Source organism: Halomonas sp. HK25, assembly GCF_047795635.1.
Taxonomy (GTDB): domain Bacteria; phylum Pseudomonadota; class Gammaproteobacteria; order Pseudomonadales; family Halomonadaceae; genus Halomonas.
In genome coordinates this window covers 3,233,329-3,252,273 of record NZ_CP181044.1, presented here as the reverse complement: position 1 = coordinate 3,252,273, position 18,945 = coordinate 3,233,329, and the positions used below count along the sequence as shown (strand labels likewise).

Here is an 18,945-nt window from a genome sequence, read left to right as displayed (position 1 = left end):
TGGCGTCACGTCTTGTCGCGGCCCTGGCCCTGGCCGACAATGCGCGCTCCTCGATTCCTCCGGAGACTTCCATGGGTTCACGATGCGCAGCCTGGCTGCTCGGCCTGGCGCTGTTCTTCCCGGCGACGCTGATCAAGGCCGATGTCCCCACCGTGGCGGCGGCCTCGGACCTGCAGTTCGCGCTCACCGAGGCCGCCGAGCGCTTCCGCGCCGAGACCGGCCGCGAGCTGCGACTGAATTTTGGCTCCTCCGGCAACTTCCGCCGCCAGATCGCACAGGGCGCGCCCTTCGAGCTCTACCTCTCCGCCGACGAGGCCTATGTGCTGGCGCTCCATGCGGAGGGGCGCACCAAGGACGAGGGCGAGGTCTACGCCATCGGCCGGCTGGTGTGGCTGCAGCGCCCGGGACGCGACGACCTGCCGGAAGAGGGCGCCCCCCTGGCAGGGGTGCGCGAGGCGATCACTGCCCACGGAGCTGGGCAGGGCCGGCCGCGCATCGCCCTGGCCAACCCCGAGCATGCGCCCTATGGCGTGGCCGCCAGGCAGGCGCTGGAGCACGTCGGCCTGTGGGAGGAGACCACGCCACTGCGCGTGCTCGGCGAGAACGTCTCCCAGGCGGCCCAGTTCGCGCTCACCAGCGACGCTCGCGGTGGCCTGGTAGCCTGGTCGCTGGCGCTGGCCCCGGCGCTCGCCGAGCGCAGTGAGCACGTGATGATCCCCGAGGCCTGGCATGCGCCCCTGGTGCAGCGCATGGCGCTGGTCAAGGGCGCCGGCGAGACCGCGCGGGCCTTCTATGCCTGGCTGCAGGAGGAGGAGGCCCGCGCGATCCTCGCCGACCATGGATTTCGCCTGCCCGGCGATGATGTTCACCCCCCCGTTGAGGGAGACGCCACGCCCTGATGGACTGGACGGCTCTCTCGGTCTCGCTGCGCCTGGCCGCCTTCACCTGTCTGCTGCTGCTGCCGGCGGGACTGTGGCTGGGGCGAACCCTGGCCACGACACGTTTTCGCGGCAAGCCACTTTGCGAGGCACTGGTGGCGCTGCCGCTGGTGATGCCGCCCACGGTGCTGGGCTTCTACCTGATGCAGGCCTTCGGTGTCGAAACGCCCGTCGGCAGCCTCTGGCAGCGACTCTTCGGCTCGGGACTCAATTTCACCTTCAGCGGCATCCTGCTCGCCTCCCTGGTGGCCAACCTGCCCTTTGCGGTGCAACCGATCCAGCGCGCCTTCGAGACGGTGCCGGCCAACCTGCGCGAGGCGGCCTGGTGCAGCGGCCTCTCCCCCTGGCAGACCTTCCTGCGCATCGAGCTGCCGTTGGTGTGGCCGGGGATCATCTCGGCCCTGGCGCTGACCTTCGCCCACACCCTCGGGGAGTTCGGCGTAATCCTCATGGTGGGGGGCGCCATCGACGGCGAGACCCGCACCCTTGCCATCGCCATCTACGACCGGGTGCAGGCCTTCGACGAGGCGGGAGCGGGCATCATGTCGGCGATGCTGCTGCTGGTCTCCTTCCTCACCATCGGCGTGGTCTACGGCCTGGCGGGCCGACGGAGGTGGCGCCGTGCCTGAATTTTCCGAATCCCCCGCGCGGCTGGCGGTGAGCCTGCATCAGCCCGGGCCCATTCCCCTGGGCGCCGACTTTCACTGCGACGCCGGCGAGCTGCTCGCCCTGGTGGGGCCCTCCGGCAGCGGCAAGACCACCCTGCTGCGCGCCATCGCTGGCCTCTACCGCCCCGCGGCCGGGCGCATCGCCTGCGGCGGCGAGACCTGGTTCGACGCCGGAGTGAGGCTCTCCCTGCCGCCCCAGCGCCGCCGGGTGGGCCTGGTGTTCCAGGACTACGCGCTCTTTCCTCACCTCACCGCCCTGGGCAACGTCATGGTGGCCCTGGACCATCTGCCGCCGCGGGAGCGGCGCGAGCAGGCGACGGCCTGGCTCGCTCGTGTGCGCCTCGAGGGGCTGGCCGAGCGCCATCCCGCCGAGCTCTCCGGCGGCCAGCGCCAGCGGGTGGCGTTGGCCCGTGCCTTGGCGCGAAACCCTCGGGTGCTGCTGCTCGACGAGCCCTTCTCGGCGGTGGATCAGGTCACCCGGCGGCGCCTGCAGCGCGAGCTGGCCATGCTGCGTGAGCAGATCCGCATCCCCATCGTGCTGGTGACCCACGACCTGGACGAGGCGGCGGCCCTGGCCGATCGGCTCTGCGTGCTGCATGGAGGGCGCAGCCTGCAGGCGGGGCCGCCGGAGGCGCTGTTCCGCCGCCCGGCCTCGCCCGAGGTGGCCCGGGTACTGGACCGCCACAACCTGTTCGAGGGCGAGGTGGTGGAGGAGGGCGGCGAGCGCCGCCTCGCCTGGGGCCCCTGGCGGCTGGAGGCAGCGGAGGGCCTGGCGACACTGCCCCTCGGCAAGCGGGTGAGCTGGTACCTGCCGCCCTCCGACGTGGTACTGCATCGGCGCGGGCGCCCCTCCCAGGGGGAGCGGGAAAATCCGGTCCAGGCCCGAGTCGAGACGCTGGTGGTGCTGGGCGGGATGACCGCCGTCACGCTGGCCTTCGACCATACGGAACGCACCCTGGGCTTCGAGATTGCTACCCATGCGGCGCGCCGCAACGGCCTGGCTAGGGGAGAGGCCGTGCAGGTTTCGCTGCTCGCCGCCGGGATCCACCTGATGGGGGCGGAGACGCCGCCGGACACGACGAGGACGATGACATGATGAGAATCCGGCAATGGGGGCTGGGCCTGGCGTTGCTGCTGGCCCTGCCGGCCTGGCTGCAGGCTCAAGAGCGCGGGCCCGGGGGGCTTTTGGTGCAGCCGCTGATGGTGCACGCCGCCGAGGGGGCCCGGCGGTTCGACGTCGAGGTGGCACGCACCGTTGCCGAGCGCAACCGCGGCCTGATGGAGCGCGACCACCTCGACGATGACGCCGGCATGCTGTTTCTCTACCGGGACACCCAGTCACCCCGCAACGGCTTCTGGATGTACCGCACCCGCATCCCCCTGGATATCGCCTTCATCGACGAAGATGAGCGCATCGCCGCCACCTTCACCATGTGGCCCTGCGGCTCGGAGAATCCGTCAGAGTGTCCGGTGACCATCCCCGGGGTGGCCTACCGGGCGGCCCTGGAGGTCAATGGGGGCCTCTTCGAGCGGCTGGGTATCGCCGAGGGTGACTGCGTCAGCTGGCCGGGCAGCACCGGCGACTGCCTACCGGAGCCGGTGGTCGAGGACGGCTCCCGGGCATCCGACCAATAGGGCATTGGCCGGGCTATCATTCAACGCTGCCCTTCTTCCTGCCCGACGAGGCGGCGGTGGATGCCGTGACCGGCGGGGCGGCCGGCGAGATGATCTTCGAGGCCATCGAATCCCGCGACGTCATCCCGCTGGCCTGGGGCGAGAATGGCTTCCGCCAGCTCTCCAACTCCCGCGGTCCGATCAGTGAGCCCGCCGACCTGGACGGCCTGAAGATCCGCGTGGTGGGCTCGCCGCTGTTCCAGGATACCTTCAACGCCCTGGGCGCCGACCCGACCCAGATGAGCTGGACCGATGCCCAGCCGGCGCTCACCACCGGCGCGGTGGATGGCCAGGAGAACCCGCTGTCGGTGTTCGACGTGGCACGCATCGACCAGGTGGGCCAGCAGCACCTGACCCTGTGGAACTACATGAATGATCCGCTGATCTTCGCCGTGAACCGTCAGGTGTGGGACTCTCTGGAGGAGGGCGACCGCGAGATCCTGCGCGAGGCGGCCGTGGAAGCCGGCCAGTGGGAGATCGCCACGACCCGCGAGATCGGCCTGAAGGATCTCTGGGGGCTGCTGGGCGAGGCGGCGGTGATCTCCGGGGTGGTGATGCTGATCATTGCGCTCGCCGGCATCTTCGCCTGGGCCGGCACCATGCTCGGCACCTTCCGCGACATGGCCCAGTGGATCATCGCCCTGACCGACAACGGGGTGCTGCTGCTGATCCTGATCATGCTGGCGGTGCTGGTCGCCGGCATGCTGCTCGACGCCATCTCCATCTACCTGATCCTGATGCCGATCCTGATCCCGGTGATGCAGCACTTCGAATGGAACCCGGTCTGGTTCGGCATCCTCCTGGCCATGAACATCGCCATCGGCCAGTTCACCCCGCCGGTAGCGGTGAACCTGATGGTGACCACCGAGGTGGCCAAGATCCGCCTGGAGCAGACCCTGGGCTGGGCGCTGCTCTTCGTGGTGGCCATGGCCAGCGCCCTGGCGCTCGTTGCCGTGTTCCCGGAGATCGCCCTGTGGCTACCGCGGACCCTGGGCTACAACGTGGGGTAGCGGGGTGCTCGCGACGTGAATCAGCGCTTTTCAGACTCAGATTTCTGCAGCGTCGTCAGCGTGCGCTGGTAGAGCTCGGCGCTCTTTGCATCGAAGAGGACGAAGCGCACCCGCTCGACATGCGGGCAGTCGGGCAGGGTGGCGATCACGGTGGCGAGCGCCACCCGTGCCGCCTCCGCCGGGGGATAGCCGAAGGCCCCCGCGGAGATCGCCGGGAAGGCGATGCTGCTGATGCCGTGCGCCTCCGCCAACTCGAGGGCATGGCGGTAGCAGGCGGCGAGCAGTGCGTCGGCGGGCTCGTCGACGCCATAGACCGGCCCCAGGCAGTGGATCACAAACCGATTGGGCAGGTCGAAGGCGTCGGTGATCACCGCCTGGCCGGGGCGAATGGGCGCCAGGGGGCGGCAGGCTCGGTCCAGCTCGGGCCCGGCGGCTCGGTGCAGGGCGCCGGCCACGCCTCCGCCCGGGTGCAACTGGGCGTTGGCGGCGTTGACCACGGCGTCGATCTCTTCCTGGCGGGCGATATCTCCCTGCAGGCATTCGATGACGGCTGACATCACGGACTCCTCCCACGGCGCTTCCTTCCCAGTCTGGCCCTCGGTGGCCTGCTGATCAAGACGCAGGCAGGAATGGATGGTTTGTTGCGATATGCCAGGATTTTCGTGACATTCGTTGCAGATAGGCGCAGGTGTTTGCGCTTTCCCCGCTAGATCTGTACCAATGGCCTCCCCGATGAGAAGACGAACCAAGAGGAGGCGAGATGAACCAGCGCGTCAACATCGAACTCGGCAGTCCCGAGGCCGAGGCCTTCGAGGCTCGACAGTTCAAGGTCTACACCCACCGCCAGCTCGACAAGATCGAGGCGATTCAGAACCTGCCTGACGACCTGCGTTTCGACATGCGGGTCGTCAGCCAGGTACTGCCGTTCCGGGTCAACGAGTATGTCATCGAGGAACTGATCGACTGGACCAATATCCCGGCGGATCCGGTCTTCCAGCTCACCTTTCCCCAGCGCGGCATGCTGCTTCCCCACCACTACGACGAAGTGGCCGCACTGGTGCGCCGCGGCGCCGATGCCGCCGAGATGAAGCCGGTGGTCGAGCGGGTGCGCAGCGAGCTCAACCCCCATCCCGCGGGGCAGATGGACCTCAACCTGCCACTGCTCGACGGCGAGCCGTTGACCGGCATGCAGCACAAGTACCGTGAGACGGTGCTGTTCTTCCCCAGCCAGGGTCAGGTCTGCCACAGCTACTGCACCTTCTGCTTCCGTTGGGCCCAGTTCGTGGGCGACAAGAATCTCAAGTTCGCCTCCAGCGAGGCGGACTCCCTGCACCGCTATCTCGCCGAGCACACCGAGGTGACCGACCTGCTGATGACCGGCGGCGACCCCATGGTGATGAAGGCCAAGCACCTGCGCCAGTACCTGGAAGGGCTGATGGCGCCCGAGCTCGATCATGTCCAGGATATCCGCATCGGCACCAAGAGCCTGACCTTCTGGCCCTATCGCTTCGTCACCGACCCGGACGCCGAGGATATCCTTGAGCTCTTCCGCGAGCTGACGGCGGCCGGCAAGCACGTGGCCTTCATGGCGCACTTCAACCACTGGAAGGAGATGGATACCCCCATCTGCCGCGAGGCGATCCGCCGCATCCGTGCCACCGGCGCCGAGATCCGCACCCAGGCGCCGCTGCTCAAGCACATCAACGACGATGCCGACCAGTGGGCACGCATGTGGACCACCCAGGTGCGCCTGGGGATGATCCCCTACTATATGTTCGTTGAGCGTGACACCGGCGCCCGCCACTACTTCGAGGTGCCCCTGGTGCGCGCCTGGGAAATCTATCGCGAAGCCATGAAACAGGTGCCGGGGCTGGCGCGTACCGCACGGGGGCCGTCGATGTCCGCCGATCCCGGCAAGGTCGAGATCCAGGGGGTGACGGAGATCAACGGCGAGAAGGTCTTCGTGCTGCGCTTTATCCAGGGCCGCGACAGCGACTGGGTGCAGCGGCCGTTCTTCGCGAAATATAACGACGAGGCCACCTGGCTCAACCATCTGGAGCCGGCACTGGGCGAGAGCGAATTCTTCTATGAGGCCGAGTTCGCCGCCATGAAGGACGAGAAGCAGGCGCTGATCATGAAGGCGTCCTGACGGCCAAAGGGCAGCTGCCGGTAAATAAGCGAACCGCGCTACGGCGCGGTTCTCTCGTTATTCGCACGGTAATTTCCAACGCGGCATAAACGCTGGCAGCAGCTAGACTGATCTCCGATGACGTCCAGTTTTCCGTTGAGGGAGGTTGGTTACCCGTAAGCAGTTTTATCCGCTAAAGTAGAAGATATTGGTAGATTCACCGACCAGGGTGTCGGAGCTGCCACGTGTGATTGTCTACAATACAAGGGGTGTGTTCATGAAACGCCATGTTTTCTCCGTTGCAGCCTTCTCCGGTGCCCTTCTGGGTGCCGCAATGTTCTCGGCCCCCGCCGTGGCTCAGGAGCGCTTTATCACCATCGGCACCGGTGGCCAGACCGGCGTCTACTACGTGGTCGGCCAGTCGGTCTGCCGGATGGTCAATCGCGGTAGCGACGAACACAACATTCGCTGCAACGCGCCGTCCACCGGCGGCTCCGTGGCTAATGTCAACGGGATGAAGAGCGGAGATCTGGACATGGGCGTGGTGCAGTCCGACGTCCAGTATCGCGCCTACCATGGCGAGGACAACTTCGCCGATGGTGGTGCCTGGGAAGACATGCGCGCCGTCTTCACCATGCACGGGGAGCCGCTCACCGTAGTGGCCCGCGCCGACTCCGGCATCGAGCATATCAGCGACTTCCCCGGCAAGCGCGTCAATATCGGCAATCCTGGCTCCGGCCAGCGCAACACCATGAATGTCGTCATGGATGCCATGGGCTGGGATACCGACATCTTCTCGCTGGCCTCTCAGCTGGATGCCGCTGAGCAGGCTGCGGCCCTCTCCGACAACAACATCGATGCCATGGTCTACGTGGTCGGTCATCCCAACGGCTCCATCCAGGAGGCCACCACCACCATCGATGCGCGCCTGGTTCCGGTGACCGGCCCGGAGATAGAGGAGATCATCGAGGAGAACCCCTTCTACACCCGTTCGGTGATCCCGGGCGGCATGTACCGCGGCAATGACGAGGACACAGAGACCTTCGGCGTGGCGGCCACCTTTGTCTCTTCTACGGCGGTGGACGAGGACGTGATCTACGAGACCGTCAAGGCGGTGTTCGAGAACTTCGACCGTTTCACGCGTCTGCACCCGGCCTTCGAGAACCTGCAGGAAGAACAGATGATCTCCGAGGGCCTGACCGCTCCGCTGCACGACGGTGCGGCCCGCTACTACCGCGAGCGCGGCTGGATCGAGTGATCCCGGCCGTGTCAGCCATTCACCCGTGGTGATCGATGCGCGGACTCCCCCCCGGGGTGTCCGCGCATCTCATTGGGAATCACTATCCTGCCGTTATCGCGGAAAGGGATAGAACCATGAGTCATTGACAGTGGGCAGGGCCAGCATATGACTGACGAGAAGACAAAACCCCGCGCGTCGGACGCCGACCTGGAGGATATGGTTGCCTCCAGCGACTCGGGGGCGCGAAAGCCGGCAGGGGTGCCGGGCAAGCTGCTGGTCAGCATTGCGGCGGCATGGTCGCTGTTCCAGCTGTGGATCGCCTCGCCCTTGCCCTACATGTTTCGCTTCGGTGTCTTCAATGCTACCGAGACTCGCTCCATCCACCTGGCTTTTGCGCTCTTTCTGGCCTTCATGGCCTACCCGGCGTTGAAGCGCTCGCCGCGCGATCGCATACCGATTCAGGACTGGGTTCTCGCGGCCGTTGCCGCCTTCTGCGGCGCCTACATTTTTCTCTTCTATGACCAGCTCGCCGAGCGGCCAGGGGCGCCGATTACGCAGGACGTGATCGTCGGCGTGATCGGGCTCGTGATGCTGCTCGAGGCGACGCGGCGGGCGCTGGGGCCACCGCTGATGATCGTGGCCTTGGTGTTCATCCTCTATTCTCTGTTCGGCCCCTATATGCCGGGTATTCTGGCTCACCGTGGGGTTACTTTCCAGAGTCTGGTCAACCACCAGTGGTTGTCCACCCAGGGGGTGTTCGGCATCGCTCTGGGGGTCTCGACCAGCTTCGTCTTCCTGTTCGTGCTGTTCGGTGCCCTGCTCGACAAGGCCGGGGCCGGCAACTATTTCATCAAGGTCGCCTTCTCGCTGCTGGGCCACTACAAGGGTGGGCCGGCCAAGGCGGCGGTAGTGGCCTCGGGCATGACCGGCCTGATCTCCGGCTCCTCGATTGCCAACGTGGTGACCACCGGCACCTTTACCATTCCCATGATGAAGCGGGTCGGCTTCTCCTCCGAGAAGGCAGGCGCCGTCGAGGTATCCTCCTCGGTGAACGGCCAGATCATGCCACCGGTGATGGGGGCCGCGGCCTTCCTGATGGTGGAGTATGTCGGGATCTCCTACGTCGAGGTGATCAAACATGCCTTCCTGCCGGCCCTGATCTCCTACATCGCGCTGGTCTACATCGTCCATCTGGAGGCGCTAAAGGCCAATATGCAGGGGCTGCCCAGCAGCAATCCGGCGCGCCCCTTCCTCAAAAAGCTGATCGGCTTCTTGACTGGGCTGATCCTTCTGATGGCGCTCTCCTTTGCGGTCTATTACGGCTTGGGTTGGCTCAAGCCGGTCCTCGGCGACGCAACACCCTGGGTGGTAGCGGTCGGACTGACAGTCATCTATATCGTCCTGCTCAAGCTCGGATCCCGGTATCCCGAACTGGAGCTCGATGATCCCAACTCCGAGGTCCTCACTCTCCCCCAGACTCGGCCCACGGTGATGGTCGGCCTGCATTACATCCTGCCGGTCATCGTGCTGGTCTGGTGCCTGATGGTCGAACGCCTGTCGCCGGGGCTGTCGGCCTTCTGGGCGACGGTGTTCATGATCTTCATCATTGTTACCCAGCGTCCGATCATGGCCGCCTTCCGCCAGCGCGGGAAGTTCGCCGAGGACATCAAGGAAGGCTTCATGGACCTGTGGGACGGCCTGGTGACCGGTGCCCGCAACATGATCGGTATCGGCATCGCCACCGCGGCAGCGGGCATCATCGTCGGCGCGGTCTCCCAGACCGGCGTCGGCCTGGTGCTGGCCGACGTGGTCGAGATCCTTTCCATGGGCAACCTGATGCTGATCCTGTTGCTCACTGCGGTGCTCAGTCTGATTTTGGGCATGGGCCTGCCCACTACCGCCAACTACATCGTGGTATCGGCCTTGCTGGCGCCGGTGATCGTGATGCTGGGTCAGCAGAGCGGCCTGATCGTGCCGCTGATCGCGGTTCACCTGTTCGTCTTCTACTTCGGCATCATGGCCGACGTCACGCCACCGGTAGGTCTTGCTTCATTCGCCGCGGCGGCGGTCTCCGGGGGCGATCCGCTACGCACCGGTTTCCAGGCGTTCTACTACAGCCTGCGCACAGCGGCGCTGCCGTTCCTGTTCATCTTCAATACAGACCTGCTGCTGATCGACGTCACCTTCCTGCAGGGCATCGTGATCTTCATCATCTCGACGATCGCCATGTTGATCTTCGCGGCGGGCACCCAGGGCTTCATGATCGCCCGTAACCGCTGGTACGAGAGTATCCTGCTGCTGCTGGTGGCCTTCACCCTGTTCAGGCCCGGCTTCTGGATGGATATGGTCCACGACCCCTACCAGCAGGTGCCACCGTCGCAGTTCGCTCAGGCACTCGGCGATGTCGAGGAGGGCAGCAACCTGCGGGTACAGATCGCCGGCGAGGACGCCTTCGGCGATCCCTTGACGACCTATGTGCTGGTGCCGGTCCCTGGTGGTGACAGCGCGGAGGAGCGCATGGAGAACCTGGGCATGGAGCTCTACGTCGACGGCGATCAGGCCATGGTGGATTTCGTCGAGTTCGGCAGCCTGGCTGCGGACATCGGCTTCGATTTCGACCAGGAGATCATCGAGGTATCGGCTCCGGTGGATCGCTGGGCCAAGGAGTGGATGTGGATACCGGGGTTCCTGGTGTTCGGCCTGGTGGTGATGCTGCAGCGTCGCCGTCGTGAACCCGGTACCGGCCAGGCCGCTACCGCCTGAAGGAGACGATGACATGTACAGCAAGATCATGCTGCCGGTGGACCTCAACGAGGAGAGCTCCTGGAAGAAGGCGCTGCCCACGGCCGTTACCCTGTGCCGGACCTTCGGGGCCTCGCTGCACGTGGTGACGGTGCTGCCCGACTACCGCATGCCGCTGGTGGGCTCCTACTTCCCCAAGGATTTCGCCAAGAAGGCCCACGAGGCCATCACCGAGGCCCAGCACAACTTCATTCAGGAGCATGTGCCCGCGGACATCCAGACCCAGACGGTGATCGTCGATGGCTCGCCCTGGGAGGCGATCATCAAGGCGGCCAAGAAGCTCGAGGTGGACCTGATCGTGATGGCGTCCCATAACAAGCGCAAGTTCGCCGACTACGTGCTCGGTCCCAACGCCGAACACGTGGTGCACCATGCCAAGATATCGGTGATGATCGTGCGCTGAGTTCATCAGGCGGCCACCGGGTCCGCCACAACCCAAAGAGCCCCGGCCAACTGGCCGGGGCTCTTGCGTCAGGGGTTGTCAGCCGAGAATCAGCCGACGCTGACGCTGGCCTCGTGGCAGGTGCCCTCGCCGGACACCACCGCGAATTGCGCTGCAGAGGCGTCATCATCGGAGTGGGCGGCGAAGGCCAGGCCGCCAAGCAGCAGGGCGATCGACAGGGTCGATGGCCTGGCGCAATGACGGGGTCATCGTCAGGTCCCTCTTATTACATGAGTGGCAGGGGCAAGGTCATGCCATGGCAGCTGCCTTGACGCTCCCAAAGAACGTTTCGTGATTATCTTATGAAGCAGTCTCTGGAGCTGTAGCGTGGAAAGTCCATGATGGGTTCCGCGTCTGCAGAATTGACTCGAGTCAACTACATTAAACCTGTATTAATGGATGAAGTCGGCATTAAGGCGTTGGCCTGTGTCGGGAATTGGCCCGCCGGGGGCGGGTATTACAAGGCGCAACAGGGGTGACAGCATGAACGCGGCAACAACAAAAGAGCATCACAAGTCTGCAGCGCCCAGGGTCAAGATCACCATCAACCCGGTGGGCATGGATCGGCCGAGGGCCTGGTTGGCGGCCGGCATCGAGGACTTTCGCCAGGCCACGGCGGTGAGTCTCGCCTACGGCATGTTCTGGGTGGGCCTGAGCATTGCCATCACTGCAGGTGCCATCACCCTGGGGCTGTGGCACTGGCTGCTGCCCATGGTGGCAGGCTTCATGTTCATGGGCCCTCTGGTGGCGGTGGGTTCCTACGGCGTCAGCCGCGCCCTGGAAGCCAACCGGGCCCCCCATCTGGGTGACGCCTTCGGCGCCTGGCGGCCCCATGCCGGCCAGCTCGCCATGATGGGCGTGATGATGATGATCTTCTTTCTCGCCTGGATCCGGCTGGCAACCCTGCTGTTCGCACTGTTCTTCGGTTTCGAGGTTCCGAGTCCGGCCACCCTCTACGCGTCTCTGCTCACCACGCCCGAAGGACTCGGCATGATCGCCGTGGGGACGGTCATGGGCAGCGTCCTGGCCTTTGGCGCCTTCTCCATCAGCGTGGTGGCGATTCCGACCCTGATGCATCACGATCTCACCTTCATGGAGGGGATCGAGGCCAGTGTGCGCTCAGTGGCCCGTAACTTCCGCCCCATGCTGCTCTGGGCGGCCATTCTGACCGGCTGCGTGCTGGTGGGGGTGATGACCTTCTATATCGGCCTGGCGCTTATTCTGCCCGTGCTGGGCCATGCCAGCTGGCATGCCTACGAGGATCTGGTGCGCGTCGATGTGATCGACGATGGCGAGCCACTGCAGGGTTGAACGTGCCTCGCCCTGTCGGGGGCAGGCCGCTATGCTGGGGGGGCGTTGACGCCCCCCTTTTCATTGCTGGCCCCGGGCCAGCGCCCGCAAGGTGATGCCATGCCGACACTGCGCCCGCTTGCCTGCCTGCTGCTCGTGCTGCCTCCCCTGATGCCGCTCCACGCTCAGCCCCTCTCTCTTGTGCTCTCCGGTGGTGGCCAGGTCATTGCCCACGAGCTCGACGCCTGCCTGTCCGACGCCGAGTGGCAGCCGGAACCTGCCCTGGCCTGTGCCCGGGAGGCCGAGACCCGCTGGAAGGAGGAGGTCGAGCGTCTCGGCGCGCGGCTCGACAAGGTGCTCGGGCGGGAGGCGCGTCTGGCCCTGGAGGCCTCTCAGGCCGCCTGGGAGCAGGGTCGAGAGGCTGACCTGGCCCTGGTGGAGGCCTACCACGGGCAGCTCGCAGCGGCGGAACTGGGGGACCTCGATCTGCTCCCGCTGTCGCGCCAGCTTTATCGCAACGCCGTGTGGGAGCAGCGCGCCCGCTATCTGCAGCGGCTGCTGGACGGCCTGGAGGAGCGCCTGTCGGAGCCGGTCCAGGAGACACCATGACAACTGGCGGTGCCATCTGTGACAGATTACCTAACTGATCTTTGTCGCGGGATCGGGTAGGCTTATATCTCCTTGGATTTCGCCACAGGATTGCCCCATGCGCCAACGCGTCCTGCTCCTTCTGCTCGCCTTTGTGACCCTCCCGTGGCTGCCGTTGTCGGCTGTCGCCGAGAAAACGCTGCCGGCCCCGAGCGGCGAGGTGCTGCTGACCATCAGCGGCAACATCGACTTCCCCAACGTGGGCGGCCAGGCCAGGTTTGACCGCGAGATGCTGATGGCCATCGCCCCCACCGAGATCGAGACCCGTACTCCCTGGCACCCGGATCGCGGTCGCTACGAAGGTCCGCTGTTTCGGGAGGTGCTGGCGGCGGCCGGGTCGCGCAGCGATCGCGTTCGGGTCCGGGCGCTCAACGATTATGAGGCAGAAATTCCCCTCTCGGACCTGCACGATTACGACGTTATCCTGGCCATGAGCCGCAACGGCTCGCCGATGAAGATCCGCGAGTTCGGCCCTCTGTTCGTGCTCTATCCCTTCGACGGTCATCCCGAACTGCTCAACGAGTCCGTGCGCTTCCGCTCGGTGTGGCACGTCGTGCACATTTACGCCCCATGAGGGCCCGCTATCGGGAGCGTTCCATGCTGCGCCTGCCCCTGCGAGTCAAGCTTGGCGCCATCAGTGCGCTGCTGCTGCTGGCAGCGGCACTAGTGGTAGTGGGCCTGGTCTCCTGGCGCCAGGACAGCCTGGCCCAGAGCGTAGGCGGGGATACCTCCTGGCACGCCTACAAGCTAGATCGCGACGTGGTCCAATTGCGTAACTACCTGGCGCAGCCGGAAGCCGACCGGGCGGGATTAAGGCTGCGCTTCGAGCTCTTCTACAGCCGGCTGTACCTGATGCGCGGGGGCGGTGATATCAGCGAGCTGCTGGCCTCGATTCCCGCGGCCAGCGCCCTGCTGGACCAGATCGAACAGCGCATCGAGGCGCTCGATAGCCTCATCGAGGCGCTCGAGGCGCTGCAGGAGAGCGACCGTCATACCCTGGATCGGCACCTCGATACCCTGGGTAACCGCACCGAGCGATTGGTGATCGCCATCAATGGCCACCTGGCCGATACCGCCACCCGCGAGCGTGGCCAATTGCAGCGGCTCTATGCCCTGCTGCTGGTGCTGATCCTGGCGATGAGCCTCTCGGCCATGCTGGTGGCGCTCATCCTGTTCCGGGAGGCGCGGGACAATGCCGCGGCGCGACGTGACCTGGAGACGCTGAGCCGAGAGCTGGAGGCGACCGCCCGGCAGGCGGAGTCGGCCAGCCAGGCCAAGTCGGAATTCCTGGCCACCGTCAGCCACGAGATTCGCACCCCGCTCAATGGCGTCATCGGCATGAGTGATGTGCTGCTGGAGCACCGTCTCGAGGAGTCGGCGCGCCAGTGCGTGGCCACCATTCATGACAGCGCAGGGCTGCTGCTGGAACTGATCAACGACCTGCTGGATTTTTCCAAGATCGAGGCCGGGCGTCTCGAACTGGAGCAGCGCGCCCTGGCGCTGAATGAGCTTGCCGATGGGGTGGTGGCGCTGCTGGCGCCTCGCGCCGAGGCTCGCGGCGTGGCGCTGCTGACGCATCTGGACCCGCAGCTGCCGGAGCGGGTGCTGGCCGACCCGGGGCGCCTGCGCCAGGTGTTGATCAACCTGGTCTCCAACGCGGTGAAGTTCACCGAGCAGGGTGAGATCCGCCTGGAGGTGCGAGCCGAAGGGGACGGGCGAGTCCGCTTCGAGGTAGTGGATACCGGCTGTGGTATCGCCCCCGAGCAGCTCTCGCGAATCTTCGAGCCGTTCCGGCAGGGCGATGCCTCCACTGCCCGCCGCTTTGGCGGTACCGGGCTGGGCCTGGCGATCTGTCGCCGACTGGTGGAGGCCATGGGAGGGAGTATCGAGCTGGCCAGCGAGCCCGGGGTGGGCAGCCGGTTCTGGTTCGTGCTGTCACTGGCGACCGCCGAGGGGCCTGGTCCGGCCACGCTGCCAGCGGCAAGGTACGCTCGCCGCGTGGATCTGCAGCGTGCCCAGCTGCTGGTGGTGGAGGACAACCCTGTCAACCAGCAGGTGGCCAGGGCCATGCTGGAGCGCCTCGGCTGCTCGGTCACCATGGCCGGCTCCGGCGCGGCCGCCCTGCAGCTGGCGGCGGCAGGCCGCTTCGATCTGATCTTCATGGATATCCAGATGCCGGACATGGACGGGCTGGAGGTGACCCGCCGGCTGCGCGCCCGCGACGGCTTGGCGGCAGCTGTGCCGATCGTGGCGATGACCGCTGGAGGTCCCGGGGGCGAGCAGGCCCGCTGCCTGGCCGCCGGCATGAACGGCTACCTGACCAAGCCGCTGCGCCAGGAGCTTCTGCTGGAGGCGTTGTTTCGTTACCTGGCCGAAGGGGCGCCGACGTCGCGTACGAGCGGCGTTGGGACGGCCGCTGGTCGAGATAGCCTGGTTGACCCGCTCACGCTGCAGGCGCTGCGAGATTCCCTGGGCGAGGAGGGGCTGGCTTCGCTGGTGGATCTCTTCGGTGACCAGGCCGAGTCTCGGCTGGCCAGCCTGAAGCGCGCCCTCGACAGCGTCGATCTGGCGGACGCCCAGCATGCGGCGCACCAGCTCAAGGGGGAATCGTCGAGCCTGGGTGCCGTCAAGGTGGCCGGCCTGGCCACGCGGCTCGAGCGCCTGGCCAACGAGGGGGACAGGGTGGCGGCCAGGGCCCTGCTGAACGAGCTCTCGTCTTGTGTGGCGGCCTCCCTGGCCGCCCTGGAGGCTTGGCGGGCCCCGTCGGCCCTTTGAGCTTATCGTTTGTGGCGCATCCACCGGGCGGCCTACACTGGAGCGTGCGTTGAAGTCGGAGTCCGCGATGCCAGATGCCACGAGCCTCTCCCCCGTTCCGCCGCCTGCCGGGGCTTTCCTGCTGCGCACCGCCGTCAGCCATCGATCCGACCCGACCGAGGCCGTGGCGGAGCTTGCCTCCCACCTGTGCCATTCATCTCTGGGCTTCGTGCTCTTCTTCTGCAGCGTCGAGTATCCTCTGGAGGCACTGTCTCGCGCCCTCAACGAGGCCTTCGCCGACATCCCGGTGGCGGGCTGCACTTCGGCCGGGGAGATCACTCCGGCGGGCTATGCCCGAGGCAGCATCGTGGCGATCGGCTTCGACCATTGCCACTTCGAACTGGCCCCGGCGCTGGTGGAGTCACTCGACGCCTTCGACCTGCCTTGTGCCCAGCGCCTGGTGGATGACCTGCTCGGCCGCTGTCGCGAGCGCGCCCTGGCGCCCCTGGCGGACAACAGCTTCGTGGTGACCCTGCTCGACGGCCTCTCGAGCAGCGAGGAGCGTGTGATCGCGACCCTCGATGCCGCACTCGGCAGCATTCCCAGCTTCGGCGGCTCGGCCGGGGACGACAACCGCCTCGCTCGCACCCATGTCTTCTGCCACGGGCGCTTCCACACCGAGGCGGCGGTGGTGCTGATGGTCAATACGCCGCTGCCCTTTGAGGTCTTCTCCACCCACCACCTGCGGCCCCGGCATGAAAAGCTGGTGGTCTCCGCGGTCGATCGGGAGTCGCGACGGGTGCTGGAGCTCAATGCGGCGCCCGCCGTGGAGGCCTATGCGGCACTGGTGGGGCAGCCGGTGTCACGGCTCGGCCCGGAGCTGTTCGCCCAGCATCCGCTGGCGGTGCGCATCGGCGATCACTACTACGTGCGCTCCATCCAGCGTGCCAACGAGGATGGCAGCCTGAGCTTCTACTGCGCCGTGGAGAACGGCATCGTGCTCACGGCCATGGCGTCCGCACCGATCCATGGGGAGTTGTTGCAGACGCTGCGGGGCCTCGAACAGCGGCTAGGTCCTCCCGAGCTGGTCATCGGCTGCGACTGCTTCCTGAGACGCCTGGAGCTGGAGGTGCTGGGCGACGACGCGGCCGTCTCGGACATGCTGAGCCGTAGCCGGGTGATCGGCTTCAATACCTACGGGGAGCAGTACCATGGCATGCACATCAACCAGACCTTCACCGGGGTGGCCATTGGCACCGCTCGACCCGGCGGAGTTGCCTGAGGCGCCCGAGGCCCGGGCGGCACTCCTGGCCGAAGAGAATACCCGCCTGCGACGCATCTGCGGTGCGCTGATCGAGCGGGTGGAGTCCAGCGGCGTGCCCGGTGGCGCGCCCTATGCGGCCTTCGAGCACTCGGTGCTGCTGGCCGAGCAGGTCCGCGAGCGTACCGAGACCCTGCAACGCACCCTGGGCGAACTGCACAGGGCCAAGGCCGAGGCCGAGGCGGCTAATCTCTCCAAGACCAAGTTCCTCGCCGCGGTGAGCCATGATCTGCTCCAGCCTCTGAACGCGGCGCGGCTGTTCGCCAGCGCCCTGGAGGAGCAGCCGCTGCCGGATGGCTCCCGACGCCTGGTCGGCAACATCGGGCGCTCGTTAAAGGACGTCGAGGCGCTGATCGGCAGCCTGGTGGATATTTCGCGGCTCGATGCCGGGGTGCTCAGGCCCGATATCGCGCCCTTTCCCGCCGAGGAGCTGCTCGGCGTGATGGCGGAGGAGTATCGCCAGATGGCCGCGGCCAGGGGGCTGGCCTTCCACCATGTGCCCACCCGGGCGGTGATCGAGACCGACCTGGCGCTGTTGGCGCGGGTGGTGCGCAACTTCCTCGGCAATGCGATTCGCTATACCGCCCGGGGCCATATCCTGTTGGGCTGTCGGCGTCGCCAGGGCGGGCTGGAGATCATGGTGGGCGATACCGGGCCCGGTATCGCCCCCGGGCAGCAGCGTGAGATCTTCGAAGAGTTCCGGCGCCTCGGGTCGAGCTACGGGGGCGAGGACCGCGGGCTGGGGCTGGGGCTGGCCATCGTCGATCGCATCAGCGGGATGCTCGGCCATCGGCTGGGGCTTGCCTCGGTGCCCGGTCGGGGCTCGATGTTCTCGGTGACGGTGCCCTTCGCCACGGCGCCCCGGCCCTCTCCTGGCCGCCTTGAGACGACGCCAAACGCGCCGCCCCTGGCCGGCGAGGTCATCTGGGTCCTGGACAACGATGCGGCAATCCGCGAGGGCATGGAGGCCCTGCTGGGGGGCTGGGGTTGCCGGGTGGTGGCCGTGGGGTCGCCGTCCGAGCTCGAACGGTGTATCGCCGAGCCTGGTACCGTGCTGTTGGTAGACTACCATCTGGGAGATGGTGAGCCCGACGGGCTCGAGGTCGCCGCCCGGCTGCGCGAGGCCCATCCCGGGCTGCCGGTCGTGGTGATCACCGCCAACCACGATGCGGCGTTGAAGTCGCGGATACGCCAAGCCGGCTACCACTGCCTGCTCAAGCCCATCAAGCCGCTGCGCCTGCGCCTGCTGCTGACCGCGCTGCTGGGGCCTCAGCCGGATCGGCGACCGGTCCGGTAGCGGGGCAGATCCAGCTCGCCGGCCAGCAGTACCGCCTGGACCCGGCTCGCCACACCCAGCTTTCTCAGGATGGCCGAGACATGGGTCTTCACCGTGGTCTCGGCGACATTCAGCTCCCGAGCGATTCCCTTGTTGGAGGCGCCGCGACTGAGCAGCTCGAGCACCTCGAGCTGCTTGTCGGTGAGGCGCGCCAGACGCGGGTCGGGCGCGGCGGCGGTGACGGCCGGTGCCGGGTGTGCGGGGGGAGGGCGGCGCATGACCTGGGGCGGCAGGTAGAGCTGTCCCTCGAGGAGCTGACGCAGGGCGGCCAGCAGGTCGTCGCGGGGTGTCGACTTGGGAATATAGCCGACCGCGCCCATCTCGATGGCCGCCAGCACCGTGCGCCGGTCCTGCTCCGCCGAGAGGATGGCAACCGGCAGCGCGGGGTAGGCGTCCCTGAGGCGGCTCAGCCCGTCGAGGCCCTCGGCGTCGGGCAGGTCCAGGTCCAGCAGCAGCAGGTCGAGGGTATCCTCGTGACGCTCGGCCTCCTGCATGGCTTTCGCCAGGCTGTCGGCCTCCAGCAGCCGGGTGCCCGGCAGGCCCGCCGCGATCACCGCGCCGATGGCGTCGCGGAACAGCGGATGGTCATCGGCGACCATCAGGGTCGTCATCGCTCTCTCCCGTCGGGGCCCTCCTCCCAAGGGATGAGGGCGTATCATGCCACCGGAGTATGTCGCAGAAGCGCGGCCTGACC

16 protein-coding genes and 1 pseudogene are annotated in these 18,945 nt (G+C 66.6%); 15 read left to right on the top strand and 2 right to left on the bottom strand.

Annotated features, from left to right (window positions below):
* Positions 1 to 71: 71 nt before the first annotated feature.
* From modA to dctP, 5 genes and pseudogenes are all read left to right on the top strand, one after another.
* Positions 72 to 899: a molybdate ABC transporter substrate-binding protein gene (gene modA, locus ACM26W_RS15340; RefSeq protein ID WP_416137841.1), complete on the top strand. Its 828-nt coding sequence runs from the start codon at positions 72 to 74 to the stop codon at positions 897 to 899.
* Positions 899 to 1,567, top strand: coding sequence for a molybdate ABC transporter permease subunit (modB, locus tag ACM26W_RS15335; protein WP_416137840.1), 669 nt, complete (start codon positions 899 to 901; stop codon positions 1,565 to 1,567). Before modA ends, modB begins: the two co-directional genes overlap by 1 nt.
* Positions 1,560 to 2,702, top strand: a complete 1,143-nt coding sequence (locus tag ACM26W_RS15330) for an ABC transporter ATP-binding protein (RefSeq protein ID WP_416137839.1) — start codon at positions 1,560 to 1,562, stop codon at positions 2,700 to 2,702. Before modB ends, ACM26W_RS15330 begins: the two co-directional genes overlap by 8 nt.
* Positions 2,699 to 3,241 (top strand): DUF192 domain-containing protein, encoded by a 543-nt coding sequence (locus ACM26W_RS15325; protein ID WP_416137838.1) that lies wholly within the window; start codon positions 2,699 to 2,701, stop codon positions 3,239 to 3,241. Before ACM26W_RS15330 ends, ACM26W_RS15325 begins: the two co-directional genes overlap by 4 nt.
* A 23-nt stretch (positions 3,242 to 3,264) precedes the next feature.
* Positions 3,265 to 4,290 (top strand): annotated as a pseudogene (gene dctP / locus ACM26W_RS15320) (TRAP transporter substrate-binding protein DctP); the annotation flags it as partial.
* Positions 4,291 to 4,310: 20 nt separating this feature from the next.
* Here the strand turns inward: dctP and ACM26W_RS15315 are convergent.
* Positions 4,311 to 4,847 (bottom strand): macro domain-containing protein, encoded by a 537-nt coding sequence (locus ACM26W_RS15315; protein ID WP_416137837.1) that lies wholly within the window; start codon positions 4,845 to 4,847, stop codon positions 4,311 to 4,313.
* A gap of 203 nt (positions 4,848 to 5,050) precedes the next feature.
* Here ACM26W_RS15315 and ACM26W_RS15310 point away from each other — a divergent pair, with 203 nt between their 5' ends.
* From ACM26W_RS15310 to ACM26W_RS15265, 10 genes are all read left to right on the top strand, one after another.
* Positions 5,051 to 6,439, top strand: coding sequence for a KamA family radical SAM protein (locus tag ACM26W_RS15310; RefSeq protein WP_416137836.1), 1,389 nt, complete (start codon positions 5,051 to 5,053; stop codon positions 6,437 to 6,439).
* Positions 6,440 to 6,695: 256 nt separating this feature from the next.
* Positions 6,696 to 7,676: a TAXI family TRAP transporter solute-binding subunit gene (locus ACM26W_RS15305; protein WP_416137835.1), complete on the top strand. Its 981-nt coding sequence runs from the start codon at positions 6,696 to 6,698 to the stop codon at positions 7,674 to 7,676.
* A gap of 147 nt (positions 7,677 to 7,823) precedes the next feature.
* Positions 7,824 to 10,421 carry a TRAP transporter permease gene (locus ACM26W_RS15300; RefSeq protein ID WP_416137834.1) on the top strand — a complete coding sequence of 866 codons (2,598 nt, stop codon included), beginning with the start codon at positions 7,824 to 7,826 and terminating at the stop codon, positions 10,419 to 10,421.
* A gap of 13 nt (positions 10,422 to 10,434) precedes the next feature.
* Positions 10,435 to 10,863 carry a universal stress protein gene (locus ACM26W_RS15295; protein ID WP_416137833.1) on the top strand — a complete coding sequence of 143 codons (429 nt, stop codon included), beginning with the start codon at positions 10,435 to 10,437 and terminating at the stop codon, positions 10,861 to 10,863.
* 522 nt (positions 10,864 to 11,385) lie between these two features.
* Positions 11,386 to 12,213, top strand: a complete 828-nt coding sequence (locus tag ACM26W_RS15290) for a DUF2189 domain-containing protein (protein WP_416137832.1) — start codon at positions 11,386 to 11,388, stop codon at positions 12,211 to 12,213.
* A gap of 99 nt (positions 12,214 to 12,312) precedes the next feature.
* Entirely contained in the window at positions 12,313 to 12,801 is a 489-nt protein-coding gene (locus ACM26W_RS15285; RefSeq protein WP_416137831.1) for a hypothetical protein, read from the top strand.
* A gap of 97 nt (positions 12,802 to 12,898) precedes the next feature.
* Entirely contained in the window at positions 12,899 to 13,414 is a 516-nt protein-coding gene (locus ACM26W_RS15280) for a molybdopterin-dependent oxidoreductase (RefSeq protein WP_416137830.1), read from the top strand.
* Positions 13,415 to 13,437: 23 nt separating this feature from the next.
* A complete protein-coding gene (locus ACM26W_RS15275; protein WP_416137829.1) occupies positions 13,438 to 15,615 on the top strand; it encodes an ATP-binding protein in 2,178 nt (725 codons plus the stop codon).
* Between the two features lie 67 nt (positions 15,616 to 15,682).
* A complete protein-coding gene (gene nosP, locus ACM26W_RS15270) occupies positions 15,683 to 16,876 on the top strand; it encodes a nitric oxide-sensing protein NosP (RefSeq protein ID WP_416137828.1) in 1,194 nt (397 codons plus the stop codon).
* A complete protein-coding gene (locus ACM26W_RS15265) occupies positions 16,845 to 18,212 on the top strand; it encodes a NahK/ErcS family hybrid sensor histidine kinase/response regulator (protein WP_416137827.1) in 1,368 nt (455 codons plus the stop codon). Before nosP ends, ACM26W_RS15265 begins: the two co-directional genes overlap by 32 nt.
* Here ACM26W_RS15265 and ACM26W_RS15260 read toward each other — a convergent pair.
* Entirely contained in the window at positions 18,185 to 18,862 is a 678-nt protein-coding gene (locus ACM26W_RS15260) for a response regulator (protein ID WP_416137826.1), read from the bottom strand. The genes ACM26W_RS15265 and ACM26W_RS15260 overlap by 28 nt on opposite strands.
* Positions 18,863 to 18,945: the final 83 nt, after the last annotated feature.